Here is a 26631-nt window from a genome sequence, read left to right as displayed (position 1 = left end):
CGTCTGTTGGAGGCTGCTGTGTCCGGTTCCGTCATCCTGGGTGCCGCGCGTACCCCGATCGGGCGTCTGCTCGGTTCACTGAAGGACTTCACCGGCGCGCAACTCGGAGGGATCGCCATCAAGGCCGCGCTGGAGCAGGCCGGGGTGTCCCCGGACAAGGTGCAGTACACGATCATGGGCCAGGTGCTCACCGCGGGCGCGGGCCAGATCCCGGCCCGTCAGGCCGCGGTCGCCGCGGGCATCCCGATGGACGTGCCCGCGCTGACCATCAACAAGGTGTGCCTGTCCGGCCTGGACGCCATCGCGCTGGCCGACCAGCTCATCCGCGCAGGCGAATTCGACCTCGTGGTGGCCGGCGGCCAGGAGTCGATGACCCAGGCGCCGCACCTGCTGCCGAAGTCGCGGTCCGGCTTCAAGTACGGCGACACCGCATTGCTCGACCACATGGCCTACGACGGCTTGTTCTGCGCGTTCGACCAGTGCGCGATGGGCGCGTCCACGGAGAAGTACAACTCCCGCTACGGCATCACGCGCGAGGACCAGGACGCCTTCTCGGCCCGCTCGCACCAGCGCGCGGTCGCGGCCGCCGAAGCCGGCCGGTTCAAGGCCGAGCTGGCGCCGGTGTCCATCCCGCAGCGCAAGGGCGACCCGGTCGTGTTCGACACCGACGAGGGCGTGCGCGCCGACACCACCGCGGAGAGCCTGGCCAAGCTGCGTCCGGCGTTCGCCTCGGACGGCACCATCACCGCGGGCTCGGCATCGCAGATCTCCGACGGCGCCGCCGCGGTCGTCGTCGCCAGCCGGGCCAAGGCCGAGGAGCTCGGCCTGGAGCCGCTCGCCGAGATCGGCGCCCACGGTGTCGTCGCCGGCCCGGACGCGAGCCTGCACGAGCAGCCGTCCAACGCGATCAAGGCCGCGCTGGCGAAGGCGAAGCTGGACGCGAGCGCGCTGGACCTGGTCGAGATCAACGAGGCGTTCGCCGCGGTCGGCCTGGTGTCGACCAAGGCGCTGGGCATCGACCCGGAGATCGTGAACGTCGACGGCGGTGCCATCGCGCTCGGCCACCCGATCGGCGCGTCCGGTGCCCGCCTGGCCGTGCACCTGGTGCACGAGCTGCGCCGCCGCGGCGGCGGCCTCGGCGCGGCCGGGCTGTGCGGTGGCGGTGGCCAGGGCGACGCGTTGCTGATCAAGGTGCCCGCGCTGTAGTGCCATTGGACGTCGGGGAGCTCGTCGACCGCGCGCGGGAGGGACAGCCGCGCGCGGTCGCCAGGCTGATCTCGCTGGTCGAGGACGCGCACCCGCGCCTGCGTGAGGTCGCCGCGGCGCTCACGCCGCACACCGGCCGGGCGCGGGTGATCGGCCTGACCGGGCCGCCCGGGGTCGGCAAGTCGACTTCGACGTCCATGCTGCTGTCCGCGTTGCGCGCGGAGGGCAAGCGGGTCGGGGTCCTCGCGATCGACCCGTCGTCACCGTTCTCGGGCGGGGCGCTGCTCGGCGACCGGATCCGGATGACCGAGCACGCCACCGATCCGGGGGTGTTCATCCGCTCGATGGCCACCCGCGGGCACCTGGGCGGCCTGTCCTGGGCGACGCCGCAGGCCGTGCGGGTGCTCGACGCCGCCGGGTTCGACGTCGTCCTGATCGAGACCGTCGGGGTCGGTCAGTCCGAAGTGGACGTCGTGAAGCTGGCCGACACCACGGTGGTGCTGCTCGCGCCCGGGCTCGGCGACGGGATCCAGGCGGCCAAGGCCGGGGTGCTGGAGATCGCCGACGTGTTCGTGGTGAACAAGGCCGACCGCGACGGCGCGGAGACCGTGGTGCGCGACCTGAAGCAGATGATCGCCTACGCGCGGCGGGAGATCCGCGGCGAGAGCTGGCGGCAGCCGATCGTGCGGACGGTCGCCGCGCGCGGCGAAGGCGCGCAGGACCTGGTCAAGGCGCTGTCCGAGCACCACGACTGGCTGGTTTCGCACGGGGAGCTGGAGCGCCGCCGCGCCGAGCGAGCCGCGGACGAGGTGGCGGCCATCGCGCTGCGCGAGCTGCAGGCGCGGCTGACCGACCTGCACGGCGGCGGGCACCTGCCCGCGGTGGCGAAGAAGGTCGTCGAGCGCGAGCTGGACCCGTACGCCGCGGCCGACGAGCTGCTCGCGGCACTGCGCGCCGGCCGCGGGTGACTCAGGCGCGCAGGCCGTCCACCAGCGCCTCCACCGCCGGGCCGAACGCGTGCTCGGCCGGGGTCGCGTAGCCGATCACCAGTCCGCCGGGTCCGGTGCCCGTCCAGTAGCGGCTCAGGTAGTCCACCGCCACCGATCGCGCGCGCAGCGCCCGCAGCACGGCGGCTTCGTCGGGCACGCGCAGCACCAGGTGCAGTCCCGCGGAGATGCCTTCCGGCACGAACCCCGGCGGTAGCGCGGCGATCAGCCGGTCGCGGCGGCGGCGGTAGGCGACCCGGCGCTACCGGACATGCCGGTCGTACGCGCTGGAGTTCAGCAGGTCCGCCAGTGCCAGGTGGTCGATCACCGGGGCGCGCCAGCCCAGCGCCGTCATCGTGTCGAGCACCGGCCCGACCAGGCGCCGCGGCAGGACCAGCCAGCCGATCCGCAGCGACGGCGCGAGCGTCTTGCTGACCCCGCCCGCGTAGATGATCCGCTCCGGCGCGAGCGACTGCACCGCACCGACCGGCTGGCGGTCGAACCGGAACTCGCCGTCGTAGTCGTCCTCGATCACCAGGCCACCCGCGGCCGCCCAGCACGCCAGCGCTGACCGGCGTTCCGGGGCGAGCGTGATCCCGAGCGGGTATCGGTGCGCCGAGGTCACGACGGCACCGGACTGTCCAGTTCGGACACCCGGATGCCGCGTTCGTCCACCGCGACCGCGCCGCCCTTGGCCGCGCCGTCGCGGAACTCCGGCAGCGACGGGTCTTCGAAGGCGATCTCGTGGAACAGGTGCCCGAGCACGCTGATCGCGTGGGAGTAGCCGCCGCACACCAGGATCCGGTCCGGATCGGCCAGCACGCCCCGGCTGCGTGCGAGGTACCGGGCCAGGGCTTCGCGCAGCACGGCGGGCCCGGCCGGGTCGCCGTAGTCGAACGACCCGGCGGGCAGCGATTGCAGGACCCGGCGCATGGCGGACGCCCACGCCGTGCGGGGGAACGACGACAGGTCGGGCCGGCCGGGGAACAGGTCCCAGCGCGCGTCCTGGAACCAGGCGGACGTGGGCGGCCCGGACTTCTCGCGGGGTTCCGCGGACGGCCGCGAGCGCACGCGTCGAGGGCAGCGCCGTGCCAGGCGCGAGGCGGCCTTCGCGGATGGCATGGCGCAACGCGTCCGCCAGCCCGCGCCTGCCCGCGGACGGCGACCAGTCGAGGTTGCAGGTCGGAACTGGACCACGAACGCGCCCCAGAACTGGACCATACCCGTGTGCCAGCGGCGGACAGCGTGGTCGTCATGACCAAGCGAATCCAGTTGTCCGCCGCGCTGCCCGAGGCCTACAAGTCGATCCTCCACCTGCACACCGTCGACCTCTACACCGAGCTGGAACGGGCCGCGCTCGCGCTGACCGACGCGATGACCCGGCTGCCGCAGAACCAGGACGTGCCCGACGACGTCTACCAGCAGGCGACCAGCGTGTTCACCGAAGACCAGTACGTCGCGGTCGCGTGGGTGGCGACGGTGATCAACGCGTTCAACCGGCTCGGCGTCACCAGCCACAAGCCGCTCCCGGCGGACCCCAAGTGACCGCCGAGGCGCTGCGGGCGCTGCACGTCCCGGGTAAACCGCTGCTCCTGCCGAACGCGTGGGACGCCGACACCGCGCGGCTGGTCGAGGAGGCCGGCTTCCCGGTGGTGGCCACGTCGTCGGTGGTCGTCGCCGCCGCGCTGGGCTACCCGGGCGGGGAGGCCGCGCCCGCCGAGGAGATGTTCGCCGCCGCCACACGCATCGCGCGGGCGGTGTCGGTGCCGGTGACGGTGGACGCCGAGAGCGGCTACGGGCTGCCCGGACCGGAGTTCGCCGAGCGGCTGCTGGGCCACCGGCGCGGTCGGCTGCAACTACGAGGACACCGACCACGCGGGCGGCGGTGTGCGGCCGGTCGAGGAGCAGGCGGCACGGCTGGCGGCGGTGCGCGAGGCCGCGGGGCGGGACCTGGTGATCAACGCCCGCATCGACGTGTTCCTGCGCGCTCCGGACCCGCGTGCGGTGCTGCCGGCGGCGATCGAGCGCGCACGGGCGTACCTGGACGCCGGTGCGGACTGCGTGTACCCGATCCTGCTGCGCGACCGCGAAGGTGCTGGCCGAGTTTCGTGCGGGCGGTGAGCCCGGCCGCGGTCAACGCCAACGGTCCCGTCGCCGAGCTGGCCGAGCTGGGCGTCGCGCGGGTCTCGCTCGGCGCCGGCTTGTGGCGGGCCGCCCGCGGGTGGCTGGCCGAGCACCTGAAGACGCTGCGGTGAAACCGGGGAGGTGTGCATCCCCAGGGGCGCACCTCCCCGGCCCCCTCAGCAGGACTGCTTGTAGAAGTACTGGCTGTTGGCGTCCATGTTCGCCTTCGTGATGGAGTGCAGCGGCGCCGTCAGGTTGCGCGTCACCGGCTTGCCCTCCAGCGCGGCGACCGCCTGCTGCACGCCCTGCTGCCCGATCATCGCTGGGTCCTGTGCGATCAGCGCCTGGTACTCGCCGTTGCGCAGACCCTCCACTTCGGACGGACTGGCGTCGAAACCGACCAGCTGGACCTGGCCCACCTTGCCGGCGTTGCGCAGGCCCGTCGCCGCGCCCTCGCCGGTGTTCAGGTTCGTCGCGAAGATGCCCACCAGGTCCGGGGTCGACGCGAGCGCCGCGGTCACCTTCGACGCGGCCTGGTCCGGCTCGTTCTGCGTGAACTGGATGCCGACCGACTTGAGGTTCGGGTACTTCTTCAGCTGCTCCTCGAACCCGGCCGCGCGTGCGTTCGTGGTCGAGGTGCCCGCGATGGTGTCCAGGACCAGCACCGAACCGGACTGCCCGCCTGCCAGCTGCGCCAGCGTGTCCGCCGCGAGCTGACCGCCCGCCGTGTTGTCCGAGGAGATCGACGACTGCGCCACGCTGGTGTCCTTCAGCGACGTGTCGACCTCGACGATCTTCACCCCGCGCGAGGCGACCTGCTGGATCGGCGCGAGCATCGCCGTGTCGTCGGTCGGCGCGATGAGCAGCGCGGCGGGCGGGTTCGAGCCCAGCGCGTTGACCTTCTCCGTCTGCAGCGCCGCGTCGAACTTCTGCGGCGCCGAGGTGTCCAGCGTGTAGCCGAGTTTCTGCGCCTCGGCCTGCGCGCCGCAGTGCATCGAGATGTAGAACGGCTCGGCCTGCACACCCGGGATGAGCGTGAGCCGCTTGCTGTTCTCGGCCGGCGTGCCCCCGGAGCCGCCGACCTGGCCCGACCCGCAGGCCGCCAGCAGCACCGCGGTCGCCGCCAGTCCGGCGATCTGCACCAACTTCATCCGATCCCTCTCCCTACCTCGTCGTACGGGTTTCAGCGGGAATTGCGCGCCCGGCGGCGCCGTTGGTCGAACCACACCGCGGCCACCAGCACCGCGCCGACCGCGATCATCTGCCAGAAATCCTGGACGTGCGTGATGTTGAAGCCCTTCTTCAGCACCGCCGGGATGAACACCCCGATCACGGTGCCGAGCACCGATCCGACGCCGCCGAACAGGCTCGTCCCGCCCATCACGGTCGCCGCGATCGCGTTGAGATTGTCGTTGGTGTGCGCGGTGATCGTGGTCGAGGCGTAGTAGGCCAGCGACAGGAAACCCGCCACCCCGGCCAGGAACCCGGTCAGCAGGTACACCTTGAGCAGGTGCGCGGTCACCCCGATCCCGGCCCGGCGCGCGGCCTCGGCGTTCGAGCCGACCGCGTAGGTGTAGCGGCCGAAGCGGGTGGTGTGCAGCAGCCAGGCGCCGATCAACGTGATCACCGCGGCCACCAGCACCAGGTTCGGGACTCCGCCGAACGAGGTGCCGTAACCGAGCGTGCGGTTGAGCGTGGCCGGCACGCTGCGCACGTCGGAGCCGCCGTTGAGCAGGTAGGCCGCCCCCAGCGCGGCGCCCATCGAGCCGAGCGTGACGATCAGCGGCGGGATCTTCGCGACCGCGATGAGGAACCCGTTGATCAGCCCCCACGCCGTCCCGGCCAGCAGCGCCGCGACCAGTCCGACGGTGATCACACCCCACCCGGCCGTGCTCGCGTTGCCGCCGGAGAGCGCCTCCATCGTCTTGCCGCACACCATGCCGGCGAAGATCAGCACCGAGCCGACGGACAGGTCGATGCCGGAGGTGATGATCACGAACGTCATGCCGACCGAGAGCACCAGCAGCACCGACGTCTCGATCAGCAGCGTCTGGAACGTGAACACGGTGGCGAACTCGTTGGGCGCCAGCACCGTGAACACGGCGATCAGCGCGAGCAGCACCAGCGCGATCCAGAACGTGTTGGCGCCGATCAGCCGCTGTCCCAGGGACCGCTTGCCGATCTCGCCGCTCACCTCGGTCCGGACCGCCGTGCTCACGCCGCCTCCTCGTGGGTCAGTGCGCCGGTCATCGCCGCCACCAGGTCCTCGAGCTTGGTCTCCGACGCTACGAACCGGGCCACGCGCGTGCCCAGCCGCAGCACCTCCACCCGGTCGGCCACCGACAGCACCTCGGGCATGTTGTGGCTGATGAGCACCACCGCGATCCCTTCGTCGCGGACCCGCCGGATGACGTCCAGCACCCGCTCGCGTTGCACCACGCCGAGCGCGGCGGTCGGCTCGTCCATGAACACGACCTTCGACGCCCACACCACCGAGCGCGCCACCGCGACGCTCTGCCGCTGCCCGCCGGACAGCGAGCCGATCGGCACGTCCGTGCTCTGCAGCGTCACGCCCAGCCGGTCGAACTCCTCGACCGCGCGCCGCCGCATCTCGGCCTTGTCGAGCATGCCGAGCCTGCCGAGGATCCCCTTGCGGCGGATTTCCCGGCCGAGGAACAGGTTCGCCGCCGGATCGAGCTCCGGGGCGACCGCGAGGTCCTGGTACACCGTCTCGATGCCGAGGCGCCGCGCGGTCACCGGCGAGTCGAGCGACACCGTCCTGCCGTCCAGCCGGATCTCGCCGGAGGTCGGCTGCTCTGCACCGGACAGGCACTTGACGAGGGTGGACTTCCCCGCGCCGTTGTCCCCGATCAGTGCGGTCACCTCACCCGCGCGGGCCTGGAACGAGGCGCCGCGCAGGGCCTCCACCGAGCCGTAGTGCTTGACCAGGTTCCGCGCGTCGAGCAGGACGGTGTCGTTCATCAGCGCGCTCCGGGGGCCGGGGGACGGCAGCGGATGACGGTCAGGTCGCCTGCCAGTTCGAGCTGCCCGGCGGCGTGCGGGACGACCAGCGTCTCGCCCTTGGCCACGGCGATCTCGCCGCCGTGCTCGGTGCGCAGCGTGCCCTGCCCGTCGAGCGCCACGAACACGGCGAACGCCGGGTCGAGCGCGAGCGCGGGGGACGGGCGCAGCTGGTCGGCGCGGAAGAACTCCGCCGAGCCCGCCGCCAGCAGGTCCACAGTGGACCCAGGCTCGTCCGCGGTGTGCTTGACGATGCCCGCCAGCCGCTCGTCGTCCCAGCCGGAGGTGTCCAGCGCCTGCAGCGCGGTGTCGAACCCGAGGCCGAGGTGCCCCTTGTCCGGATCGTCCAGGAAGTTGCGCCACTCGATTGTCAGCGAGAAGTCGGTGGGCTGCTGCAGCTCGACGACGAACACGCCCGCGCCGATCGCGTGCGGCAGGCCGGCCGGGATGTAGACCGTGTCGCCGGGGCGGACCGGGACGCTGTTCAGCGCGCAGAGCATCGCGTCGGTGTCCTGCTCGCGCACCCAGCCGTCGACGGTCGCGGGGCTGACCGTCTCGCGGAAGCCGGGGTAGACGCGCGGGTCGTCGCCGCTGGTGCCGACCACGATCCAGGCCTCGGTCTTGCCGAAGTGCGAGTCGAAGTGCTTGCGCGCGAAGGCGTCGGTGGGGTGGAAGTGCACCGGCAGCCGCTGGCCGGCGTCGAGCAGCTTGACCAGCAGCGCGGTGGAGTCGCGGAACGCCGCGACGTGCTCGGCGCCGAGCCAGGACTCCGGGTCGTCGCGGACGGCGTCACGTAGCCAGCGGCCGTCGGGCAGCCGGGTCAGCCCGGACTCCTCCTGGCCGAAGCGCGTCGTGGTCGAGGCGACCCAGTCCTCCGGGCCGAACGCGGAGTCCTGTTCGGACACTCCGCGCAGCGCGGCGATCGCCGCGCCGCCGCGGTAGAACTGGGCGGGCTGGTTGGCCGGGAGCTTGATCGGGGCGGTCACGGGGCCACCTCACCGGAGCCGCGGGGGACGAGGTGCACGGGCAGGACAACCTTTCTCGGTGCGGAGGCATCGCCGTTGATGCGGGCGAACAACAGCTCGGCCGCCGCCGACCCGAGACGGCTCACGTCGTGCGCGACGACGGTCACCGGCGGGTCGAGCAGGTCGGCGAGTTCGAAGTCGTCGAAACCGACGACGGCGGGGCGCGGCGTGACGTGGGCCAGCGCCCGCAGCAGGTGGACGGTGACGCGGTTGTTGCCCGCGATGATCGCGGTGGCCGGATCCGGCCCGGCGAGCAGGCGGGCGACCGCGTCCGCGACGCTCTGCCTGGTGGGCGGGCGCAGGATGGCGAGGCGCTCGTCGAAGCGGACCCCGGCGCGGGCGCACCCCTCGCGGTAGCCGCGCAGGCGCTCGGCGGCGGTGTAGATGTCGGGGCGGTCGCCGAGGAACGCGATCCGGCGGTGCCCCTGCCGGGCCAGGTGGGCGACCGCTTCCACGGTGCCGCCCAGGTTGTCGACCAGCACGGTGTCGGCGGCGATGTCCCCGGCCGGGCGGTCGACGAACACCACCGGCGTGCCGGCGTGCATCTCCGGCAGCAGGTAGCCGTGCTGGGTGCCGGCCGGGACGATGAGCAGCCCGTCGACCCGGCGGGCGCAGAATTCGAGGGCCAGTTCGCGTTCGCGGTCGGAGTCCTCCTCCGACGAGCCGGACAGCACATGCCTGCCGAACGCGGTGGCGACCTTCTCGGCGGCGCGGGTGAGCTCGGAGTAGAACGGGTTGCCCACGTCCTCGACGACCAGGCCGATCGTGCCGGTGGTCGAGCCGCGGCGCAGGTTGCGGGCGCCGAGGTTGCGCCGGAAGCCGAGCTCGTCGATGGCGGCCAGGACGCGTTCCGCGGTCTCCGGGTGCACCGCGGGCTCGTTGTTGACCACCCGCGAGACCGTCTTGATGCTCACCCCGGCCAGACGGGCGACGTCGTTCATCGTCGCGCGCCGCGACGCCTTCCCCGGACCGGGCGACAACGTTGTCATAGCGGGTGGATTTCACACCACCCGGCGGCGGTGTGTCAACCGCCGCCCGGCGACGGGTCGTGATCGCGGGGCTACCCCGATTCCCTGTGGACGGCGGCTCGTGATGATGATCACGACCCCCGAGGTACCCGTGAGGACCATCACGCCTCACACTGGGTACTGAAACGTCCGACAGCGTGGTTGACGTAGACCGGAGTCGGACGTTTTCTCATGTGCTTCTCACAAGGAGGAAAGCAGTGACCAGCAAGGCCGCTCTCGTGTTCCGCGTGGCCGCCGTCGCCGAGGCGCTGTCCTGGGCGGGTTTGCTGATCGGGATGTTCCTGAAGTACGTCGTCGACGCCCCGAACGAGGGCGGCGTGCCGGTGCTCGGCATGGTGCACGGCGTCGTCTTCGTCGTGTACCTGGTCGTCACCCTGGCCGTGTTCAAGCCGCTCGGCTGGCGTCCGAAGACCGTGGTGACCGCGCTGCTGGCGAGCATCCCGCCGCTGTTCACCTGGTGGTTCGAGACCTGGGCCCTGCGCACCGGCAAGCTGGACGGCCCGGAGCGCCTCACCCACGGCGGCACCGGCCTGATCGTCCGCGACACCGTCTCCGCCTGATCTTCACCCCGAAGCGCCGCCGCCACGACCTGTGGCGGCGGCGCTTCGTGCTGTCACGGGTTTTTGTATAGCCCGGCCGCCGAGCGGACGAGCGCGGCGACTGCGGGTGACCGGCTGCTCGCCGGCCAGCCGAGCACGGTCGTGACTTCCGGCGCGATCGGCAGGTCCGGGACGTCGCTGACTTCAGCGAGCGTGAGTTGTTCGCGGGCCGCGAGCGGGTGCGCCGCGGGGAGGATCGCGACCTGGCCTTCGACGACGAGGTCCTCGGTGTCGAAGCCGGCGAGATCGTCGAACGGGCGGTGCATGATCGCCACGTCGGCCTGCCCGTCGCGCGGCAACCCGGCCTGCTCGCCCACTTCGCACAGGAGGACGTCGACCGGCGGTGCGCCCGGTTCGGCCGCGGCGGCGGTGACCGCGTCGAGGGCCACCTTGGCCTCGCGCAGCAGCACCCGGCCGGGTTCGGTCAGCGCCACTCCGCGGCGGTCACGGTCGAGCAGCCGGACGCCGAGCCGCTGTTCCAGCTGCCGGATGGCGCGGGAGAGCGGCGGCTGCGCGATCCCGAGCCGCTTGGCGGCGCGCCCGAAGTGCAGCTCCTCCGCGACGGTGACGAAGTACCGGAGCTCGCGGGGTTTCCAGATCACGCACGGTTTCGAGCCTACGCGGTGATATCTCCCGAGTATCACAGCATAGCGAGCTGATCTTGGACAGCGCGTTCCCGCGAGCCGAGCATGGGCCGCGTGAACTACACGAAGATCGCGCTGGTCACCGGCGCGAACAAGGGAATCGGTTACGCCATCGCGCAGGGGCTCGGCGCGATCGGCTACACGGTCGCCGTCGGGGCGCGCGACGACGCCCGAGGCGAGGAGGCTGTCGAGCGGCTGCGCGCCACGGGTGCCGACGCGGTCGGGGTGGCCCTCGACGTCACCTCCGACGACAGCGTCGCCGCGGCCGCGGCGACGATCGATCGCAGAGCCGGACGGCTCGACGTCGTGGTCAACAACGTGGGCATCGGCGGCCGGACCGACGGCGGCGCGCAGGATCCGACCACACTGGACCTCGACGTCGTTCGGAGCGTACGCGCCGTCGAAGTCGATGCTCAACAGCATCACCGTGCAGTACGCCCGCGCGCTCGCCGACACGAACGTCGACGACGACGGCGTCATCCCTGGTGAGGCGGGCTTCTCCGCGCCGCACCTGGCGGCGCGGAGAACGCCCTCTCAGAACAGGGCCGACGCGAGGTTCCGCCGGGCCGCCGCGACGCGCTCGTCGGCCGGGTCGAACAGGTCGAACAGGCCGACCAGGTGCTCGCGGACGCGGTTGCGGTCCGGGCCCGCCGTGCGGCGCACGGCATCGATGAGCCGGGAGAACCCGTCCTCCACCTTGCCCGTCGCCACCTCGTAGTCGGCAGCCGCGAACTGGGCGTCCAGGTCGTCCGGGGACGCGTCGGCACGCGTGACGGCCGACGGGTCGGCCTCGGCGGCGCGGGCGGCGAACCGGACCTGCGCCAGACCAGCCTTGGCCAGCTCGTTGGCCGGCTCGACGTCCAGGATCCGCTGGTAGGCGGCCTCGGCGGCGGCGAAGTCACCGCGCTCGAAGGCGGCCTCGGCCTCGGTGAAGCGCGGGTCCTCGGGCTCCTCCGCGCCGTCCGCGCCGGACGGCGGGATGCCCGGCAGCTTGCCCTTCAGCGCCTCCAGCAGCTGGTCCAGCCACTGCCGGATCTCCGGCTCCGGCAGCGCGCCGGAGAACGCGTTGACCGGCTGCCCGCCGGCGATCGCGACGACCGTCGGGATCGACTGGACCCCGAAGACCTGCGCGATGCGCGGGTTGGCGTCGACGTCGACCTTCGCCAGCACCCAGGCGCCGCCGGACTGCTCGGCCAGGCGCTCCAGCACCGGGCTCAGTTGCTTGCACGGCCCGCACCAGTCGGCCCACAGGTCCACCACGACGAGCTGTTGCAGCGACCGCTCGACGACCTCGGCCTGGAACGTGGCCTCGGTGACGTCGATGACCGCGGCGCTCGCGCCGCCGCCCCCGGCCGGTGCGCCGCTCGACGGCGGCGGGGCGTTGCGTTGGGCCTCGGCCCTGGCCTTGAGCGCGGACAGATCCACCGCGCCGGACAGCGCGGCGGACATGGCGGCTGACTTCGCTGCTGATGCGCGTGGATTTGTCACGCTTCCATCCTGGCATGTACTGTCCGGCGTTTCACCGGAGGTGCTCCTCCAACCGCTCCACTTTCGCCTCCAGCTGACCGCTGTCGAAGCCCGGCCGGATGTCGGCCTTGAGCACGAGCGACACCCGGGCGGCGCCTTCGCCCGCCGCTTCCACCGCCCGCTTCACCACGTCCATGACCTCGTCCCAGGACCCCTCGACGTTGGTGAACATCGCGTTCGTGGAGTTCGGCAGGCCCGAGTCGCGGACGACCCGCACCGCCCTGGCGACCGCTTCGCTGACTCCGCCGTCCGGGTCACCGCCGGACGGGCTCACGCTGAAGGCGACGATCATCGGCTCTCCTCACACTTGCGACACTTTGCGCACTACCCTGCCCCCTCGGTCAAGAACCCGCTGGTAGCTTCCCTGCCATGAACCGCCCGCTGCCTTTCGACCCGATCGCCCGCGCCGCGCAGCTGTGGGAGGACCGGATCGGGCCGTCCGCGACGATGGCGGCGGTCACCGGCGTGATGCGCGTGCAGCAGATCGTCCAGTCGGCCGTCGACGGCGCGCTCAAACCGCACGGTCTCACCTTCGCGCGGTACGAGGCGCTCGTGCTGCTGTCGTTCGCGCGCCGCGGGGCGCTGCCGATGCGGGTCATGGGCGAGCGCCTCCAGCTGCACCCGACCAGCGTGACCAACATCGTCGACCGGCTGGAGAAGGACGGGCTGGTCAAGCGGGTGCCGCACCCGACCGACCGGCGCACCACGCTGGTGGAGATCACCGACGACGGTCACGCCCGGCTGGAGGAGGCGACGAAGGCGGTCACCTCGATCGACTTCGGGCTCGTCGGTCTCACGCCGAAGCAGACCGAGCAGCTGTCCGAGCTGCTCACCAAGGTCCGTAAGGCGACCGGCGACTTCATGGGCTGACTTAGCCGTATTGGGTGCTGCAGGGGCCGGAACCCTGCAGGTAGCCGGTGCGCATGGCCTCGACGCGGTTGAACCCGCTGGCGGCGGGCTTGCCGTCCACGTCGGCCGCGACCAACGAGTCCGGCCGCAGCAGGTCCGAGATCGCCTCGTCCAGGTCGCCGGCCGACAGCCGCATCTGCTGCCCCTCCTGCGCGGCCACCGCCGCCCACGCGCCGACCAGGCACGCTGTCCGCAAGCCGGCGTTCGCGTTGTCCAGCGAAGCGCCGACGCCCTTCTGGATGCCCATCGCATACCGGGACGCGACCTCGGAGAACGCCGCGAAGTCGCCGTGCCCGCCGCTGCTGGACCCGGTGAACTCGCCCTCCTGGTCCACCGGCTGACCCAGCTCGGCCAGCGCGGTGAGGTCGATCCGCACCGTGTTGTCGCTCGTGCAGTAGGTGGCGGGCGGGGTGGCCGAGCCGTTCGGGCAGGACGCGCCGTCGTCGACGATCTCCGGCGCCTGCACCTTGGCGCCAGCGAACGCCTGGTCGAGGCTGTCCTTCAGCAGGCCGATCGCCTCCTGGTCGACCTCGATGTCGCCGTCCCGGTCGCCGGAGTCGAAGGGCCGCTCGGTGAGCCGCGGCTGGATGCTGTCCAGGGTCATCGCCGCGCACTCCGTCGGCCCCTGCTCGAACCCGATCTGGAAGGCATAGGTGCGGTCGAACCCGGTGCCGTGCGCGGACCGGTCGGTTGCCGAGGTGCCCGCGCTGTCCCGCACCAGGAAGAGCGACGACAGCGCGGAGTTCAGCCCGTCGGAGGTGGACACGGCGAAGTACTTGCTCTTGCCCTCCGCGACCCAGCGGTAGTAGGCGCCGGTGAAGCAGTCGGCCTGCTGCTCCTTCACGATCGTGGGCGTGTTGCGGCTGATGCCCGCCTTGTCGCCGAGCCGGTACTGCACCGCGTGGCCGAACTCGTGCGCCAGCACCGTGACCACCGACAGCGGGCCGAACTGGTCCATCATGGTCGGCAGCAGCACGCCGCGGTCCCACGCCACGGAGTCGTCGACGTTGCAGTAGAAGGCGTTCGCGTTGCCCTTCGTGTCGCCGCAGCCGTTCTCCTGGTTCTCGCCGTCGGAGTCGTAGGACAGCAGCGACTTCACCGGCTCGAACTTGACGTCGAAGTTGCCCGGCAGCGCGTCGGACCAGTAGTCCTCGACGTCGGCGATGGTGGCGACGGCTACCCGGTCCGCCTCGTCGCTGCTGACGTTGGTCACGTCGAGGTCCGGCTCGGGCGCGGCCGGCTTGAGACCGCTCTCGAAGTGGCTGATCGGCAGCCCGGCGACGTCACCCTCGGACACCGGGGCGGACCTCCCGTCGCTGCAACCGGCCAGTCCCAGCGCCAGCACCCCGCTCAGCGCCACCAGCGATCGCCGCACCCCGGCCCCCTCGATGTTCGTCACGCTTGTCGCAGCGCACTTTACCGATATCGTCGATCCCCATGAGAGCAATCCGCCGGTTCACCGTCCGCGCGAGCCTGCCCGAGCCGCTGGCCGGGTTGCGCGCGCTGGCCACCAACCTGCGCTGGACGTGGCACCCGCCGACCCGTGACCTGTTCGCGTCGATGGACGACGAGCTGTTCCGGCGCGTGCGGGACCCGCTCCGGATGCTCACCGCGGTGTCGCCGGCGCGGTTGACGGAGCTGGCCGGTGACGAGGACTTCCTCGCCAGGGTCCACGCGATGAGCGACGACCTGGAGCGCTACCTGACCGAGGACCGGTGGTACCAGCAGCGCCCGCAGGGGGAGCGGGCGCCGGCCGCGATCGCGTACTTCTCGATGGAGTTCGGGGTGCACGAGGCGCTGCCGAACTACTCGGGCGGCCTCGGCGTCCTCGCCGGCGACCACCTCAAGGCGGCGTCCGACCTGGGGGTGCCGCTGATCGGGGTCGGCCCGCTCTACCGGTCGGGGTACTTCCGGCAGTCGCTGTCGCTGGACGGCTGGCAGGTCGAGCACTACCCGGTGATCGAGCCGAGCGCGCTGCCGCTGGAGCTGTTGACCGGTGAGGACTCCGAGCCGGTGCTGGTGCACGTCGCGATGCCCGGCGGGCGCGACCTGTACGCGCAGGTGTGGCAGGCGCAGGTCGGGCGCGTGCCGTTGCTGCTGCTGGACACCGACGTCGAGGCCAACGACGAGGACCTGCGCCGCGTCACCGACCGGCTCTACGGTGGCGACGCCGACCACCGCATCCGCCAGGAGATCCTGGCAGGCATCGGCGGCATGCGCGCGGTGCGGCGCTACTGCGAGCTGACCGGTCACCCGCAGCCGGAGGTGTTCCACACCAACGAGGGGCACGCCGGGTTCCTCGGCCTGGAGCGCGCCCGCGAGGTGATCGACGAGCACGGCCTGGCGTTCGACGAGGCGCTGTCCGCGGTGCGCGCCGGCACCGTGTTCACCACGCACACCCCGGTGCCGGCGGGCATCGACCGGTTCCCGGTAGACCTGGTGCAGCACTACTTCGGCGACGGGCGGCTGCTGCCGGGGCTGGAGCTGCAGCGGATCCTCGCGCTGGGTGCCGAGGACAACCCGGGCATGTTCAACATGGCGCACATGGGCCTGCGGCTGGCGCAGCGGTCCAACGGCGTGTCCCAGTTGCACGGGCGCGTGTCGCGGCGCATGTTCGCGCGGCTGTGGCCGGGCTTCGACGACGCCGAGGTGCCGATTTCCTCGGTCACCAACGGCGTGCACGGGCCGACCTGGGTGGCGCGTGAGCTGACCGCGCTGCTCGGCGGCAAGCACAAGGCGTGGGGGCACGACGGCAAACTGCCCAGCCAGATGGGTGTCTCCGACGAGGAACTGTGGGCGCTGCGGCGGGACCTGCGGCAGAAGCTCGTGCTCGAAGTGCGGCGGCGGGTGCGCAACGCGTGGCTGCAGCGCGGCGCGTCGGCGCTGGAGCTGGGCTGGGTGAACCAGGTGTTCGACCCGGACGTGCTGACAGTCGGGTTCGCCCGTCGCGTGCCGACGTACAAGCGGTTGACACTGATGCTGCGCGACCCGGAACGGCTGCGTGCGCTGCTGCTGGACGAGGAACGTCCGATGCAGATCGTCGTCGCGGGCAAGTCGCACCCGGCCGACGAGGGCGGGAAGGCGCTGATCCAGCAGGTCGTGCGGTTCGTGGACGACCCCGCGGTGCGGCGGCGCATGGTGTTCCTGCCCGACTACGACATGTCGATGGCGCGCTACCTCTACCGCGGCTGCGACGTGTGGCTGAACAACCCGACGCGGCCGCTGGAGGCGTGCGGCACGTCGGGCATGAAGTCGGCGCTCAACGGCGGGCTCAACCTGTCCATCAAGGACGGTTGGTGGGACGAGTGCTACGACGGCAGCAACGGCTGGGCCATCCCGACCGCGGACGGCGTGACCGACCCGCTGCGCCGGGACGAGCTGGAGTCGGCCGCGTTGTACGACCTGCTGGGCCAGCAGGTGGCGCCGCTGTTCTACGAGCGGGACGACGCGGGCGTGCCGCGCGGGTGGATGTCGATGGTGTGGCACACGCTCGACGAGCTGGGGCCGCGGGTGCAGGCGTCGCGGATGGTGCGCGAGTACGTGGAGACGGCCTACCACCCGGCGGCGGTGACCAGCGCGGCGGCGAGCGCGGACGGCTACGCGGGCGCGCGGTCGCTGGCGGAGTACCGACGGCGGGTCGACGCGGTGTGGCGTCAGGTGCGGGTGCTGGACACGGAGCTGACGGTGGAGGCGCAGGAGCGTCTGGTGGTCGGCGACGAGGTCCGCGTGCGGGCGAAGGTGGACCTGGCCGGGCTGGCGCCGTCCGAAGTGGAGGTCCAGACGGTGGTCGGCCGCGTCGGTGACACCGACGAGCTGGCGGAGCCGATGACGGTGCGGATGGAGCCGTCCCAGGAGGGCGAGTACACCGCGACGCTGCGGCTGCCCCGGGCCGGCTCCCTGGGCTACACGGTGCGGATCCTGCCGCGGCACGACCTCTTGGCGACGCCTGCTGAGCTGGGCAAAGTGGTGCTGGCCTAGAGGAACCGGGCGCGCAGGTCCGGGCGGAGGAAGGCGGCGGGCGAGGCGATCGACAGCCCGTGTCGACCGGGAGCACCACGCCGGTGACGAACGACGCCTGCGGGGAGGCACAGGAACGCCGGCCAGGAACGGCGGCAGCACCATGACCTGGTCCGCCCCGCCGTCACCCGCGGCGCGGACCTGTTCCAGCGCGGTCACCGTGCTGGTGCCGTTGACCCCGGCGACGTCCGGCAGCGACGTCATCGCCCGCACCTCGCGCAGGATGACCTCGCGCTCGGCCGCGGTCAGCGCGAGCCCTCGCTGGCCATGCCGAACACGGCGAGCCCTTCGACGCCGCAGGACAGCTGGAACTCCACCAGCGACCGCAGCGAGGGCAGGTCCAGCTCGCCGTCCGCGGTGAACGGCGTGGCCAGGATGGGGATGAGACCGGTGGGTGTGTCCGGCACGGGTCAGTTCTCCTTCGCGAGTTCGGTGATCACGTCGGCGTCGACGTCGATGCCCATCCCGGGCCCGGTCGGCACGGCGAACCCCGTGGGCCCGGCGGCCAGCGGGGTGCGCAGGATGCTCTGCGCGACCGGGATGGTGTCCGGCTGGTACTCGAAGAACGGGTGTCCGCGCAGGCCGAGGACACGTGGATCCCGGCGGCGAGCGCGATGCCCAGGCCGACCGAGTGGTGGCAGGCGACCGGCACGTGGTGGGCCGACGCGAGTTCCGCGATCGACATCGCCTCGGTGATGCCGGTGCGGGCCACGTCCGGCTGCGCCAGGCGCAGGGCGCGGCGGCCGAGCCAGTCGGCGAACTCGTAGCGGTTGCGCATGGCCTCGCCGACCGCGACCGGCGTGCGGATCCGGCGGGCCAGCTCGGCGTGCCCGCCGACGTCCTCGGGCACCAGCGGGGCCTCGAAGAACAGCGCGACTTGCGCCGGTCCAGTTCCTGGCCCAGCTCGACGGCCTCGCCGATCCGGTACGCCCAGTGCGCGTCGACCGCGATCCGCATCGACGGCGCGGCTTCGGCGACCGCGTCGAACGTGGCCAGGTCCGCCTCGATTCCCTTGCCCAGCGCCAGTTTGACCTGGGTCGCCCCCTTGGGGACCCAGTCCGCGGCCAGCGCGGCGCGCTCGGCGTCGGCGGAACGGGCGAGGCCGGAGATGTAGGCCGGGACGTGCGTGCGCACCGCCCCGCCGAGCAGGTCGGCCGCCGAAAGTCCGGTCAGCTTGCCGTAGAGGTCCCACAGTGCGATGTCGACCGCGGCCAGCGCGTCGGCCTGGTGCCCGACCAGGTGCCCACGCTCACGCATCAGGTCCCGCAGGCCGAGCCACAGTGGGCGGACGCCGGTGATCTCGCGGCCGGTCAGCCGGCCGGCGAGCATCCGGTCGACGATCGCGGCCGGCACCTCCGGGCCCACCGGCGCCAGCGCCTCGCCCCAGCCAGTGGTGCCGTCCTCGGAGGTGACACGGACGAGCATCGTCTCGAACCGGCCGGAGTAGAGGCTGCGCCACGGCTCACGCACGACGTAACCGTGGTCCTCGCTGCGGGTCTCCGACGTCGCGGCGGAGGTCGGGCTGGGCATCTCCACCACGTCCCGGGAGCTCGGCCCGGCGGTACTGACGATGGCAGGCATCGCGCTCAACAACGACCCGATCTACCGGCACGCCCGTCCGGTCGCGCAGCGGCTGGCGTGGGAACTGGGTCTCGGCGCGAACGTCGCGGTGCGCCGCGGCGCCGAGCTGTTCTACCTGCTCAACGTCGAAGGCCAGCTGGCGCAGAAGTCGTTTTCGCTGATGGGGCAGCGCAACCCGCTGCACGCCACCGCGATGGGCAAGGGCCTGCTGCTGGGCCTCGCGCCGGAGCAGCGCCGGGAACTGCTGGGCCCGGAGCCGTTGCACGGCTTCACCGCGCACACCATCACGACGTTCGAGGCACTGGACGCCGACCTCGCGCGGATCGCGAGCCGCGGCTACTCGACCGAGATCGAGGAGCTGGCGCTGGGCCGCGCGTGCATCGCCGCGCCGGTGCGGGACCACACCGGCGCGGTCGTCGCCGCGATCTCGCTGTCCGGTGCGCTGTCCGCGATCGCGCTCGACGAGCGGGAGGCCGACCTGGGGCGCACCATCGTGGAGGCGGCCGACAGCGTGAGCATCGGCCTCGGCTACCTCGGCCCGGTGCACACCCCGGTGCGGGAGGTCCGGTGAGGATCGCCGTCACCGGGGCCGCGGGACGGCTCGGGCCGCACGCTGACCGGACGGCTCGAAGAACGCGGCCACACTGTGGTGCCGATCGACGTCGCGCCGCCGGTCAGCCTGCCACTGTCCGATCGGGACGGTCTGATTTCGGTTTGCGCAGGGGCGGACGTGGTGGTGCATCTGGCTGCCCGGATGTCGTGGCAGCGGACCGACGACGCGGCGCTGTTCGAGACCAACGTGCTCGGCACCGCGAACGTGGCCGAAGCGGCGGCTCTGGCGGGCGCGAAGCTCGTCCTCGCCAGCACGGGCGAGGTCTACCCCGAGGGCCAACCCGTCTACCAGCCGCTCGACGAGGACCACCCGCGCGCGCCGACGAGCGCGTACGGGCTGACGAAGAAGCTCGCCGAGGACACTGTGGACTTCTACCGCCGCACCCGCGGGCTGGAGGCGGTGGTGCTGCGGTTCTCCCACTTCCAAGGACGCCGCCGAACTGCTCGACCGCAACAGCTTCTTCTCGGGGCCGCGGTTCTTCCCGCACCGCAAGACACCCGCGACCTGACGGCCGGTGTGGTCGCCGCTGTCGAAACCCCCGGCCTCGACGGCGAGGTGATCGGTCTCGGCGCGGACGACTCGGCCGACTTCGACTGGCTGGTCCCGGAACTGGCGCGCCGTGCTGGACTGGACTATGTGGACTTATCCCTGCCCGGTCCCGCGGTGCATTACACGACTTCCAACGCGAAGGCCCGCAACTGCTCGGCTTCACCGTTGAATTCCCCGTCTCCCGCATGATCGCGGAAGCGGAACTCCGCTGATCCCCACTCCGACACGGACAACGAGGTCGTCATGTCTGAACAGGTCGCTGTGCCCGAAACCGTGAGCACCGGCCAGGTGCCCAGCCGGAAAGTGCTGCTCGCCGCAGGCGCCGGTCACTTCGTGGAATGGTTCGACATGGGTATCTACGGCACCCTGTCGACCGTCATCGCCGCGAACTTCTTCGCCGCGGGCGCCCCAACGGCGGCCCGGATGTCGACGTTCGCGGTGTTCGCCGCCGGGTTCGTGATCCGCCCGCTGGGCGGGTTGTTCTTCGGGCCGCTGGCCGACCGGATCGGGCGCCAGCGGGTGCTCGCGATCGTCGTGCTCACCACGTCGCTGGCCACCTTCGCGATCGGTGTGCTGCCGACCTACCACGCGGTCGGCGCGCTCGCGCCGTTGCTGCTCGTCGTCGCGCGGCTGGTGCAGGGGTTCGCGGCGGGCGGCGAGACGTCCAGCGCGGTGCCGGTGCTGTACGAGTACGCGCCGCCGAACCGGCGCGGGTTCTTCTCCAGCTTCGCCGACACGTTCGGGTTCGCCGCGTTCGTCTTCGGCTCGGGGCTGGCGTTGCTGCTGACCGCGTCGTTCGGGGACGCGACGATGACCTCGTGGGCGTGGCGGCTGCCGTTCCTGCTGGCGTTGCCGCTCGGCCTGGCCGGTCTCTACCTGCGGCTCAAGCTGCAGGACACGCCGGAGTTCCGCGAGCTGGAGGCCAGGGGTGAGGTCACCGAGAGCCGGTGCGCGAGACCTTCCGCACCGGTGGCAAGGCGATGCTGGTGCTGGCCGGGCTGGTCGTGATCAAGGGAGTGGCGCACTGGACGCTGCAGACGTTCATGCCCAGCTACCTGCAGACCACGCTGCACTTCACGAAGGTGCAGTCGTTCGTCGCGTCCACGGTGTGCCTGGCCGTGGTCGCGGTGGCGGTGCCGTTCGCCGGTGCGCTGTCCGACCGGATCGGCCGCCGCCCGCTGCTGATCGCGGGCACCGCCGGGTTGATCCTGCTGACCTGGCCGTCGCTGCTGCTGATGTCGCTGGGCAACGAGTTCCTGGCCATCCTCGGGGATGGTCGTGCTGGGCCTGCTGATCGCCGCCTACGACGGCGCGGTGTCGGCGACGATGGCCGAGTTGTTCCCGCCGCGCATCCGCTCGGGCGCGATCGCCATCCCGTACAACATCGCGGTGTCACTGTTCGGCGGCACGGCGCCCTACATCGCGACGTGGCTGATCCCGGCCAGCGGCTACCGGCTCTCGCCGGCGTTCTACGTGATGCTCACGGCCGCGATCACGCTGGTCACCGTCCTGCGGGTCGTGCGGGAGACGGCAGGCCCCAGGGCCTGAAGTCCCCACCGGTCCAGGAGAAGTCACGACCCCCGCCCGCTCCGGCTACACGCTGGTCTTCAGCGACTCCTCGCGGGGTAGGCGAGCAGGCGTGCCCCGGCGGATAGGCGAGTGGGCATGCCGGTCGAGGTGACCGGCACGCCTTCGTGAACCGCCGCTCCGCGGCTTGTTTTCGGCGCGCCGCCCGCGTCCGCGGCTCCCGTCAGGGAACCGCCGGCGTTCTGGTTGGGCGCACCGGCAGCCCTGTCGCTCACGCGCCCGCCCACCGCAGCCACGCATCGCACCCCACCGCGACCCAGAAACAACTCCCCTCAGGGAACCGCCGGCGTGCCCCCCGGCTGGACCGGCAGCCCGGCGGCGCGCCAGGCCCGGAAGCCGCCCACCAGGTCCGTCGCCAGGGACAGGCCCAGCCGGCGCAGGTCGGCCGCCGCCAGGCTGGACGCGTAGCCCTCGTTGCACACCACGACCACCGGCCGGTCCGCGCGCACCCCGGGCAGCCGGTGGTCGCTCGCCGGGTCGAGGCGCCACTCCAGGTGGATCCGCTCGACCGGCACCGCGCCGGGGATCTCGCCCTCGGCCTCGCGGTAGCCGATCGGCCGGATGTCCACGATCAGCGCGCCCTCGGCCTGCAGCCGCCACGCGTCGGCGGGCTCGGCCCGCTTCAGGGTGGCGCGGGCGGAGGCCAGCATCTCGTCGATGTTCATCACCGCAGGATGCCCGGCAGCGGCGGGATCTCGGCGGGCACGTCAGCCAGACTGGCGTATTCGCGTGTCGGCACGAGCGGCGGCGAGTAGGCGTGGATGCTCGCCGCGGCCTCGGTGCCCGCGCCGGTCACCTGGTGCGCCCGCCCGGCGCCGAACCCGATTCCGTCGCCCGTCACGTGGGTGCGCTGCCGGATCGGGCCGCCGGGGTAGCGGTACTCCTCGGACAGCTCGCCGCGCAGCACCGTGAACGACCCGGCCGCGCCGCCGTGGTCGTGCGGCTTGGTGCCCTGCCCGGGCAGCCAGGTCAGCACCCACAGCTCGATCCCCTCGGTCAGGGCGAGCCGCGCCCACCACCGCTGGTCGGCGTCGAAGTGCAGGAACTCCGAGATCCGCGCGCCGAGTTCCAGCGTGACGGTGCGGGTCAGGCCGGCGAGCTGGGTGGGCGTCCACAGCAGCCGCTCGGGGTGCAGCAGCTCCTCGAGCGCGGTACCGGTCAGGCGCGGGTGGATCTCGGACGAACGCAGGACAGAAGTCACAGGGGTCTCCCAGTAAGGTCGCGTGAAATCGGGATGAGGCGAGGCGCGGCAGGTCAGCGACCGTGCCGCGTCGGGCTACACCCGCAGGACGCGACCAGCACCAGATCGACGGCACGGTTGCGCCAGAAGCGGCGCCGCGGGTACCGGGAGGTGCTCACGAAGCGCATCGTGCCACGAGATCCGGCTACCCGCTGTGACGTCCCACCAAGTGGTACGGGGGCGGCGGGACTCCGGCGGCGCCCGGCGGCCACAATGGGCCCGTGAGCGAGCCGAACGACCTTGACGATCTCGTGGTGCGGATGGCCGGGGTGGGGGTCCGCCGCGGCAAGAACGACCTGCTGGCCGGCCTCGACTGGTCGGTCGAGCTGGACGAGCGCTGGGTGGTGCTGGGCCCGAACGGCGCAGGCAAGACCACCCTGCTCCGACTCGCGGCCGCCGAACTGCACCCCACCACCGGGTCGCTGCACCTGCTCGGCGAGCAGATCGGCCGCACCAACATCTTCGACCTGCGCCCGCGCATCGGCTTCACCTCGGCGGCGATCGCCTCGCGCGTGCCGGGGGACGAGAAGGTCGTCGACGTCGTGGTCAGCGCCGGGTACGCGGTGATCGGCCGCTGGCGCGAGCAGTACGACACGATGGACACCGGCCGCGCCGAGGAGCTGCTGGGCGCACTGGGCATCCGGCACCTGGCCGACCGCGAGTACGGCACGCTGTCCGAGGGCGAGCGCAAGCGCACGCTGATCGCCCGCTCCCTGATGACCGACCCCGAGCTGCTGCTGCTCGACGAGCCCGCCGCTGGTCTCGACCTCGGCGGCCGGGAAGACCTGGTCGCCCGGCTGTCCGAGCTGGCGCTGGACCCGGACGCCCCGGCCATGGTGCTCGTCACACACCACGTCGAGGAAATTCCGCCAGGCTTCACCCACGCGCTGCTGCTGCGGGAAGGCCGTGCCGTGGTCGCGGGCCTGGTCGACGACGTGCTCACCGCCGAGAACCTGTCGAAGACGTTCGACCAGGACCTCGTCCTCGAACGCTCGGGTGACCGCTTCTTCGCGCGTCGCCGGTAAGGTCACTCCTACCGGCCGGTAGGAGCACCGCAAGATCAAGGAGGATGCCAGCGTGGGCGAGTTCGTACGGCTCGAGGTGGACGGTGGGATCGGCACGATCCGGCTGGAGCGGCCCCCGGTCAACGCGATCAACGGCCAGGTCACGGCCGAGCTGGCGGTGGCCGCGCAGGAGGCGGCCGAGCGGTCCGACGTGCGCGCGGTGATCCTCTACGGCGGGGAGAAGACCTTCTGCGGCGGCGCGGACGTCAAGGAGATGGTCACCCGCTCCTACGTCGAGATGCGGTCCTTCGGCGCGAAGCTGCAGAACACAGTGGCCGCGGTCGCCGCGATCCCGAAGCCGGTCGTCGCGGCGATCACCGGGTACGCGCTGGGCGGCGGGCTCGAACTGGCGATGGGCGCGGACTACCGGATCGCCGGCGACAACGTGAAGGTCGGCCAGCCGGAGATCCTGCTCGGCATCATCCCCGGCGCGGGCGGCACGCAGCGGCTCGCGCGCCTGATCGGCCCGAGCAAGGCCAAGGACCTGGTGTTCACCGGCCGGTTCGTCAAGGCCGAGGAGGCCCTGTCGCTGGGCCTGGTCGACCAGCTTGTGGCGCCGGACGACGTCTACTCGGCCGCGCAGAAGTGGGCGGGTCAGTTCGTGAACGGCCCGGCCGTCGCGCTCGCGCAGGCCAAGGCCGCGATCGACGGCGGTCTCGACATGGATCTGGCCAGCGGCCTCAAGCTGGAGACGCAGCTGTTCACGTCGCTGTGGGCGACCGAGGACCAGACCACGGGCATGACCTCCTTCGTGGAGAACGGCCCCGGCAAGGCCACCTTCGAAGGGAAGTGACGTGACCGACCCCGCCCCGAACCCCCACGCGACCGAGGAAGAGGTCAAGGCGGCGTATTCGGATCCCAAGCTGGCCAACATCCTCTACCACGACTGGGAGGCAGGCACCTACGACGAGAAGTGGTCGATCTCGTACGACGAGCGCTGCATCTCCTACGCCACCGACGTGTTCAACGCCGTGGCGGGCGAGGAGGGCCAGCCCTACCCGACCGCGATGGAGCTGGGCAGCGGCACCGGATTCTTCCTGCTCAACCTGATGCAGGGCGGGGTGATCAAGAAGGGTTCGGTCACCGACCTCTCGCCGGGCATGGTGCAGGTCGCGCTGCGCAACGCCGAGAACCTGGGCCTGGACGTGGACGGCCGGGTGGCCGACGCGGAGCGCATCCCGTACCCGGACAACAGCTTCGACCTGGTGGTCGGGCACGCGGTGCTGCACCACATCCCGGACGTGCCGGGTGCGCTGCGCGAGGTGCTGCGGGTGCTCAAACCGGGCGGCCGGTTCGTCTTCGCCGGTGAGCCGACGAAGATCGGCAACTTCTACGCGCGCAAGCTCGGCCAGCTGACCTGGTGGCTGACCACCAACGTCACCAAGGTCCCGGCGCTGAGCGGCTGGCGGCGCCCGCAGGAGGAGCTGGACGAGTCCTCGCGCGCGGCGGCGCTGGAGGCCGTGGTCGACATCCACACGTTCGACCCGTCCGAGCTGGAGCGCATGGCCCTGGGCGCGGGCGCGGTCGACGTCCGCGCGGTCACCGAGGAGTTCAGCGCGGCGCTGGCCGGCTGGCCGATCCGCACGTTCGAGGCGGCGGTGCCGCAGGAGAAGCTCACGGTGCGGTGGCGGATGTTCGCCTACCACCTGTGGCTGCGGCTGTCCGCGCTGGACAAGAAGGTGCTGTCCAAGGTGCTGCCGCGCGAGCTGTTCTACAACGTGATGATCACCGGTATCAAACCGTAAGTGCCCTACGCGTTCACCCTCGACGACGTCGCCTTCCTCCGCTCGGAGGAAGGCGCGCGTGCGCTGGCCCAGGTCGGCGAGCTGCCGTTGACCGACCGGATCGCGGACGTCGCGGCGGTGCGCAAGCTGGCCGGCGAGCGGTTCGCCGCGGTGCTGGAGACCGTGCTGCTGCGGCGCAAGGGCAAGCTCGACCCGTCCTGGCTCTACACCGGCGACGCGCTGCAGCAGGCCAGCGTGCCGCCGGTGGCGCGGCACCGCGCGGAGCGGCTGACCGGTCGCGACGTGCACGACGTGACCTGTTCGATCGGCGCCGACCTCGCCGAGCTGGCCCGGGTTGCCCGCCGGTGCCTCGGCTCCGACCTGGACCCGGTGCGGCTGGCGATGGCGCGGCACAACTGCCCCGGCGTTGCGGTGGTCCAGGCCGACGCGCTGCGGCCGGTCAGCCGGGGCGCGGTGGTCGTGGCCGATCCGGCCCGCCGTGACTCGGCGGGCCGCCGGACCTGGCGCCCGTCCGATTTCGCGCCACCGCTGGACCAGCTCGCCGAGGTCTACGCGGGCCGCGACCTCGCGGTGAAGTGCGCCCCCGGTATGGACCCGGCGGCCGTGCCGTGGGCGGCGGAGATCGAGCTGGTGTCGCTCGACGGCCAGGTGCGGGAGGCGTGCGTGTGGAGCGCCGGCCTGGCCATCGCTTCACGGCGAGCGACCGTACTGCGCTCGGACGGTACACAGTGGACGATCACCGACCGGGACCCGTCGGACGTCGGCGCGGCCGGGCCGGGAGAGTGGATCGTGGACCCGGACGGCGCGGTCGTGCGGGCGGGCCTGGTCAAGCACTACGCGGCCCGGCACGGGCTGTGGCAGCTCGACGAGCGGATCGCCTACCTGACCGGTGACGTGCCACCGCCCGGCGTGCGCGCCTTCCGCGTCCTTGAGCACGGCCACTACCAGGAGAAATCGCTGCGTTCGCTGCTGCGGGCCCGCGGCGTCGGGAGGCTGGAGATTCTGGTCCGCGGCCTGGACGTCGACCCGGACGCGCTGCGCAAGCGGCTCAAGCTCGGGGGCGACCAGGAGGCCAGCGTGGTGCTCACGCGGATCGGCCGCGCACCCCACTTCTTCCTCTGTCGCGCGGAGCGGATCCCGGGGTAGGTTCTCGGGTCGTCGACCGT

The 26631-nt window shown here is 72.0% G+C and carries 31 protein-coding genes and 4 pseudogenes; 17 read left to right on the top strand and 18 right to left on the bottom strand.

What is annotated here, in order from left to right:
* The first annotated feature begins 18 nt into the window (after positions 1 to 18).
* Together AMETH_RS27800 and meaB are read left to right on the top strand one after the other, a co-directional pair.
* Entirely contained in the window at positions 19 to 1206 is a 1188-nt protein-coding gene (locus tag AMETH_RS27800; protein ID WP_017984478.1) for an acetyl-CoA C-acetyltransferase, read from the top strand.
* Entirely contained in the window at positions 1206 to 2174 is a 969-nt protein-coding gene (meaB, locus tag AMETH_RS27795) for a methylmalonyl Co-A mutase-associated GTPase MeaB (protein WP_020420201.1), read from the top strand. Before AMETH_RS27800 ends, meaB begins: the two co-directional genes overlap by 1 nt.
* Before the next feature lies 1 nt (position 2175).
* On the opposite strand, the gene AMETH_RS42250 is transcribed toward meaB, so the two are convergent.
* From AMETH_RS42250 to AMETH_RS42235, 4 genes and pseudogenes are all read right to left on the bottom strand, one after another.
* Positions 2176 to 2394 (bottom strand): hypothetical protein, encoded by a 219-nt coding sequence (locus AMETH_RS42250; protein ID WP_026153435.1) that lies wholly within the window; start codon positions 2392 to 2394, stop codon positions 2176 to 2178.
* Between the two features lie 60 nt (positions 2395 to 2454).
* Positions 2455 to 2817 carry an aminotransferase-like domain-containing protein gene (locus AMETH_RS42245; protein WP_026153434.1) on the bottom strand — a complete coding sequence of 121 codons (363 nt, stop codon included), beginning with the start codon at positions 2815 to 2817 and terminating at the stop codon, positions 2455 to 2457.
* Positions 2814 to 3125 (bottom strand): aminotransferase class I/II-fold pyridoxal phosphate-dependent enzyme, encoded by a 312-nt coding sequence (locus AMETH_RS42240; RefSeq protein ID WP_323806994.1) that lies wholly within the window; start codon positions 3123 to 3125, stop codon positions 2814 to 2816. Before AMETH_RS42240 ends, AMETH_RS42245 begins: the two co-directional genes overlap by 4 nt.
* A 136-nt stretch (positions 3126 to 3261) precedes the next feature.
* Positions 3262 to 3321 (bottom strand): annotated as a pseudogene (locus AMETH_RS42235) (hypothetical protein); the annotation flags it as partial.
* A 125-nt stretch (positions 3322 to 3446) separates the two neighbouring features.
* On the opposite strand from AMETH_RS42235, the gene AMETH_RS27785 reads away from it, so the two are divergent.
* Positions 3447 to 3737 carry a carboxymuconolactone decarboxylase family protein gene (locus tag AMETH_RS27785; RefSeq protein WP_038533514.1) on the top strand — a complete coding sequence of 97 codons (291 nt, stop codon included), beginning with the start codon at positions 3447 to 3449 and terminating at the stop codon, positions 3735 to 3737.
* A pseudogene (locus tag AMETH_RS27780) lies at positions 3734 to 4447 on the top strand (isocitrate lyase/PEP mutase family protein). The gene AMETH_RS27785 and the pseudogene AMETH_RS27780 overlap by 4 nt, the downstream one beginning before the upstream one ends.
* A gap of 45 nt (positions 4448 to 4492) precedes the next feature.
* On the opposite strand, the gene AMETH_RS27775 reads toward AMETH_RS27780, so the two are convergent.
* The 5 genes from AMETH_RS27775 to AMETH_RS27755 are packed head-to-tail and all read right to left on the bottom strand — an operon-like array spanning position 4493 to position 9303.
* Complete coding sequence (locus AMETH_RS27775) at positions 4493 to 5467, bottom strand: ABC transporter substrate-binding protein (RefSeq protein ID WP_017984473.1); 975 nt, start codon at positions 5465 to 5467, stop codon at positions 4493 to 4495.
* Between the two features lie 32 nt (positions 5468 to 5499).
* Positions 5500 to 6534, bottom strand: coding sequence for an ABC transporter permease (locus AMETH_RS27770; RefSeq protein WP_017984472.1), 1035 nt, complete (start codon positions 6532 to 6534; stop codon positions 5500 to 5502).
* A complete protein-coding gene (locus AMETH_RS27765) occupies positions 6531 to 7298 on the bottom strand; it encodes an ATP-binding cassette domain-containing protein (protein ID WP_017984471.1) in 768 nt (255 codons plus the stop codon). The genes AMETH_RS27770 and AMETH_RS27765 overlap by 4 nt, the downstream gene beginning before the upstream one ends.
* Positions 7298 to 8323, bottom strand: coding sequence for a class I mannose-6-phosphate isomerase (locus AMETH_RS27760; protein WP_017984470.1), 1026 nt, complete (start codon positions 8321 to 8323; stop codon positions 7298 to 7300). Before AMETH_RS27760 ends, AMETH_RS27765 begins: the two co-directional genes overlap by 1 nt.
* Positions 8320 to 9303 carry a LacI family DNA-binding transcriptional regulator gene (locus AMETH_RS27755; RefSeq protein ID WP_017984469.1) on the bottom strand — a complete coding sequence of 328 codons (984 nt, stop codon included), beginning with the start codon at positions 9301 to 9303 and terminating at the stop codon, positions 8320 to 8322. The genes AMETH_RS27760 and AMETH_RS27755 overlap by 4 nt, the downstream gene beginning before the upstream one ends.
* Before the next feature lie 284 nt (positions 9304 to 9587).
* On the opposite strand from AMETH_RS27755, the gene AMETH_RS27750 reads away from it, so the two are divergent.
* Positions 9588 to 9950: a DUF3817 domain-containing protein gene (locus AMETH_RS27750; protein ID WP_017984468.1), complete on the top strand. Its 363-nt coding sequence runs from the start codon at positions 9588 to 9590 to the stop codon at positions 9948 to 9950.
* A 53-nt stretch (positions 9951 to 10003) separates the two neighbouring features.
* Here AMETH_RS27750 and AMETH_RS27745 read toward each other — a convergent pair whose 3' ends face one another.
* Complete coding sequence (locus tag AMETH_RS27745; protein WP_017984467.1) at positions 10004 to 10591, bottom strand: LysR family transcriptional regulator; 588 nt, start codon at positions 10589 to 10591, stop codon at positions 10004 to 10006.
* A 96-nt stretch (positions 10592 to 10687) separates the two neighbouring features.
* On the opposite strand from AMETH_RS27745, the gene AMETH_RS38245 reads away from it, so the two are divergent.
* Positions 10688 to 11122, top strand: a complete 435-nt coding sequence (locus tag AMETH_RS38245) for an SDR family NAD(P)-dependent oxidoreductase (protein ID WP_410468218.1) — start codon at positions 10688 to 10690, stop codon at positions 11120 to 11122.
* Between the two features lie 45 nt (positions 11123 to 11167).
* Here AMETH_RS38245 and AMETH_RS27735 read toward each other — a convergent pair whose 3' ends face one another.
* A complete protein-coding gene (locus tag AMETH_RS27735; RefSeq protein WP_017984466.1) occupies positions 11168 to 12082 on the bottom strand; it encodes a tetratricopeptide repeat protein in 915 nt (304 codons plus the stop codon).
* Positions 12083 to 12152: 70 nt separating this feature from the next.
* A complete protein-coding gene (locus AMETH_RS27730; RefSeq protein WP_017984465.1) occupies positions 12153 to 12452 on the bottom strand; it encodes a thiamine-binding protein in 300 nt (99 codons plus the stop codon).
* Positions 12453 to 12529: 77 nt separating this feature from the next.
* Between AMETH_RS27730 and AMETH_RS27725 the strand changes: the two genes are divergently transcribed.
* Entirely contained in the window at positions 12530 to 13030 is a 501-nt protein-coding gene (locus AMETH_RS27725) for a MarR family winged helix-turn-helix transcriptional regulator (protein WP_017984464.1), read from the top strand.
* A 1-nt stretch (position 13031) separates the two neighbouring features.
* Here AMETH_RS27725 and AMETH_RS27720 read toward each other — a convergent pair whose 3' ends face one another.
* Positions 13032 to 14468, bottom strand: a complete 1437-nt coding sequence (locus AMETH_RS27720) for a neutral zinc metallopeptidase (RefSeq protein ID WP_017984463.1) — start codon at positions 14466 to 14468, stop codon at positions 13032 to 13034.
* Positions 14469 to 14506: 38 nt separating this feature from the next.
* Here AMETH_RS27720 and glgP point away from each other — a divergent pair, with 38 nt between their 5' ends.
* A complete protein-coding gene (gene glgP, locus AMETH_RS27715) occupies positions 14507 to 17047 on the top strand; it encodes an alpha-glucan family phosphorylase (protein WP_017984462.1) in 2541 nt (846 codons plus the stop codon).
* Between the two features lie 284 nt (positions 17048 to 17331).
* On the opposite strand, the gene AMETH_RS39410 is transcribed toward glgP, so the two are convergent.
* From AMETH_RS39410 to AMETH_RS40930, 3 genes and pseudogenes are all read right to left on the bottom strand, one after another.
* The gene (locus tag AMETH_RS39410; protein WP_017984461.1) at positions 17332 to 17493 is read right to left on the bottom strand and encodes a dihydrodipicolinate synthase family protein; all 162 of its coding nucleotides are present in this window, start codon (positions 17491 to 17493) and stop codon (positions 17332 to 17334) included.
* 29 nt (positions 17494 to 17522) lie between these two features.
* Positions 17523 to 17936: an enolase C-terminal domain-like protein gene (locus tag AMETH_RS41745; protein WP_026153431.1), complete on the bottom strand. Its 414-nt coding sequence runs from the start codon at positions 17934 to 17936 to the stop codon at positions 17523 to 17525.
* 350 nt (positions 17937 to 18286) lie between these two features.
* Positions 18287 to 18511, bottom strand: a pseudogene (locus AMETH_RS40930) (mandelate racemase/muconate lactonizing enzyme family protein); the annotation flags it as partial.
* A gap of 145 nt (positions 18512 to 18656) precedes the next feature.
* Between AMETH_RS40930 and AMETH_RS27700 the strand changes: the two are divergent.
* The 5 genes and pseudogenes from AMETH_RS27700 to AMETH_RS40920 all read left to right on the top strand — a co-directional run bounded on the left by AMETH_RS27700 (position 18657) and on the right by AMETH_RS40920 (position 21377).
* Positions 18657 to 19238, top strand: coding sequence for an IclR family transcriptional regulator (locus tag AMETH_RS27700; protein WP_017984458.1), 582 nt, complete (start codon positions 18657 to 18659; stop codon positions 19236 to 19238).
* A gap of 75 nt (positions 19239 to 19313) precedes the next feature.
* The gene (locus AMETH_RS27695; RefSeq protein WP_051079451.1) at positions 19314 to 20018 is read left to right on the top strand and encodes an NAD-dependent epimerase/dehydratase family protein; all 705 of its coding nucleotides are present in this window, start codon (positions 19314 to 19316) and stop codon (positions 20016 to 20018) included.
* 54 nt (positions 20019 to 20072) lie between these two features.
* A complete protein-coding gene (locus AMETH_RS39405; RefSeq protein WP_209436814.1) occupies positions 20073 to 20837 on the top strand; it encodes an MFS transporter in 765 nt (254 codons plus the stop codon).
* Positions 20810 to 21034 (top strand): annotated as a pseudogene (locus AMETH_RS42795) (MFS transporter); the annotation flags it as partial. The gene AMETH_RS39405 and the pseudogene AMETH_RS42795, both read left to right, overlap by 28 nt.
* Positions 21035 to 21101: 67 nt before the next feature.
* A complete protein-coding gene (locus AMETH_RS40920) occupies positions 21102 to 21377 on the top strand; it encodes an MFS transporter (protein WP_223843300.1) in 276 nt (91 codons plus the stop codon).
* 311 nt (positions 21378 to 21688) lie between these two features.
* Here the strand turns inward: AMETH_RS40920 and AMETH_RS27685 are convergent, their stop codons facing one another.
* Entirely contained in the window at positions 21689 to 22081 is a 393-nt protein-coding gene (locus AMETH_RS27685) for a rhodanese-like domain-containing protein (RefSeq protein WP_017984456.1), read from the bottom strand.
* Positions 22081 to 22617 carry a cysteine dioxygenase gene (locus AMETH_RS27680; RefSeq protein WP_017984455.1) on the bottom strand — a complete coding sequence of 179 codons (537 nt, stop codon included), beginning with the start codon at positions 22615 to 22617 and terminating at the stop codon, positions 22081 to 22083. Before AMETH_RS27680 ends, AMETH_RS27685 begins: the two co-directional genes overlap by 1 nt.
* A gap of 299 nt (positions 22618 to 22916) precedes the next feature.
* On the opposite strand from AMETH_RS27680, the gene AMETH_RS27675 reads away from it, so the two are divergent.
* Genes AMETH_RS27675 through AMETH_RS27660 form a run of 4 tightly spaced genes read left to right on the top strand, consistent with a single transcriptional unit; the run spans position 22917 to position 26611 of the window.
* The gene (locus tag AMETH_RS27675; protein WP_051079557.1) at positions 22917 to 23681 is read left to right on the top strand and encodes an ABC transporter ATP-binding protein; all 765 of its coding nucleotides are present in this window, start codon (positions 22917 to 22919) and stop codon (positions 23679 to 23681) included.
* Between the two features lie 52 nt (positions 23682 to 23733).
* Positions 23734 to 24513, top strand: coding sequence for an enoyl-CoA hydratase/isomerase family protein (locus AMETH_RS27670; protein ID WP_017984453.1), 780 nt, complete (start codon positions 23734 to 23736; stop codon positions 24511 to 24513).
* Position 24514: 1 nt separating this feature from the next.
* A complete protein-coding gene (locus AMETH_RS27665; protein ID WP_017984452.1) occupies positions 24515 to 25465 on the top strand; it encodes a class I SAM-dependent methyltransferase in 951 nt (316 codons plus the stop codon).
* Positions 25466 to 26611: a THUMP-like domain-containing protein gene (locus AMETH_RS27660; RefSeq protein ID WP_017984451.1), complete on the top strand. Its 1146-nt coding sequence runs from the start codon at positions 25466 to 25468 to the stop codon at positions 26609 to 26611.
* The last annotated feature ends 20 nt before the right edge of the window (positions 26612 to 26631 follow it).

Source organism: Amycolatopsis methanolica 239, assembly GCF_000739085.1.
Taxonomy (GTDB): Bacteria; Actinomycetota; Actinomycetes; order Mycobacteriales; family Pseudonocardiaceae; genus Amycolatopsis_E; species Amycolatopsis_E methanolica.
The sequence above is the reverse complement of the archived record's forward strand: the minus strand, read 5'-3'. Positions and strand labels throughout refer to the sequence as shown.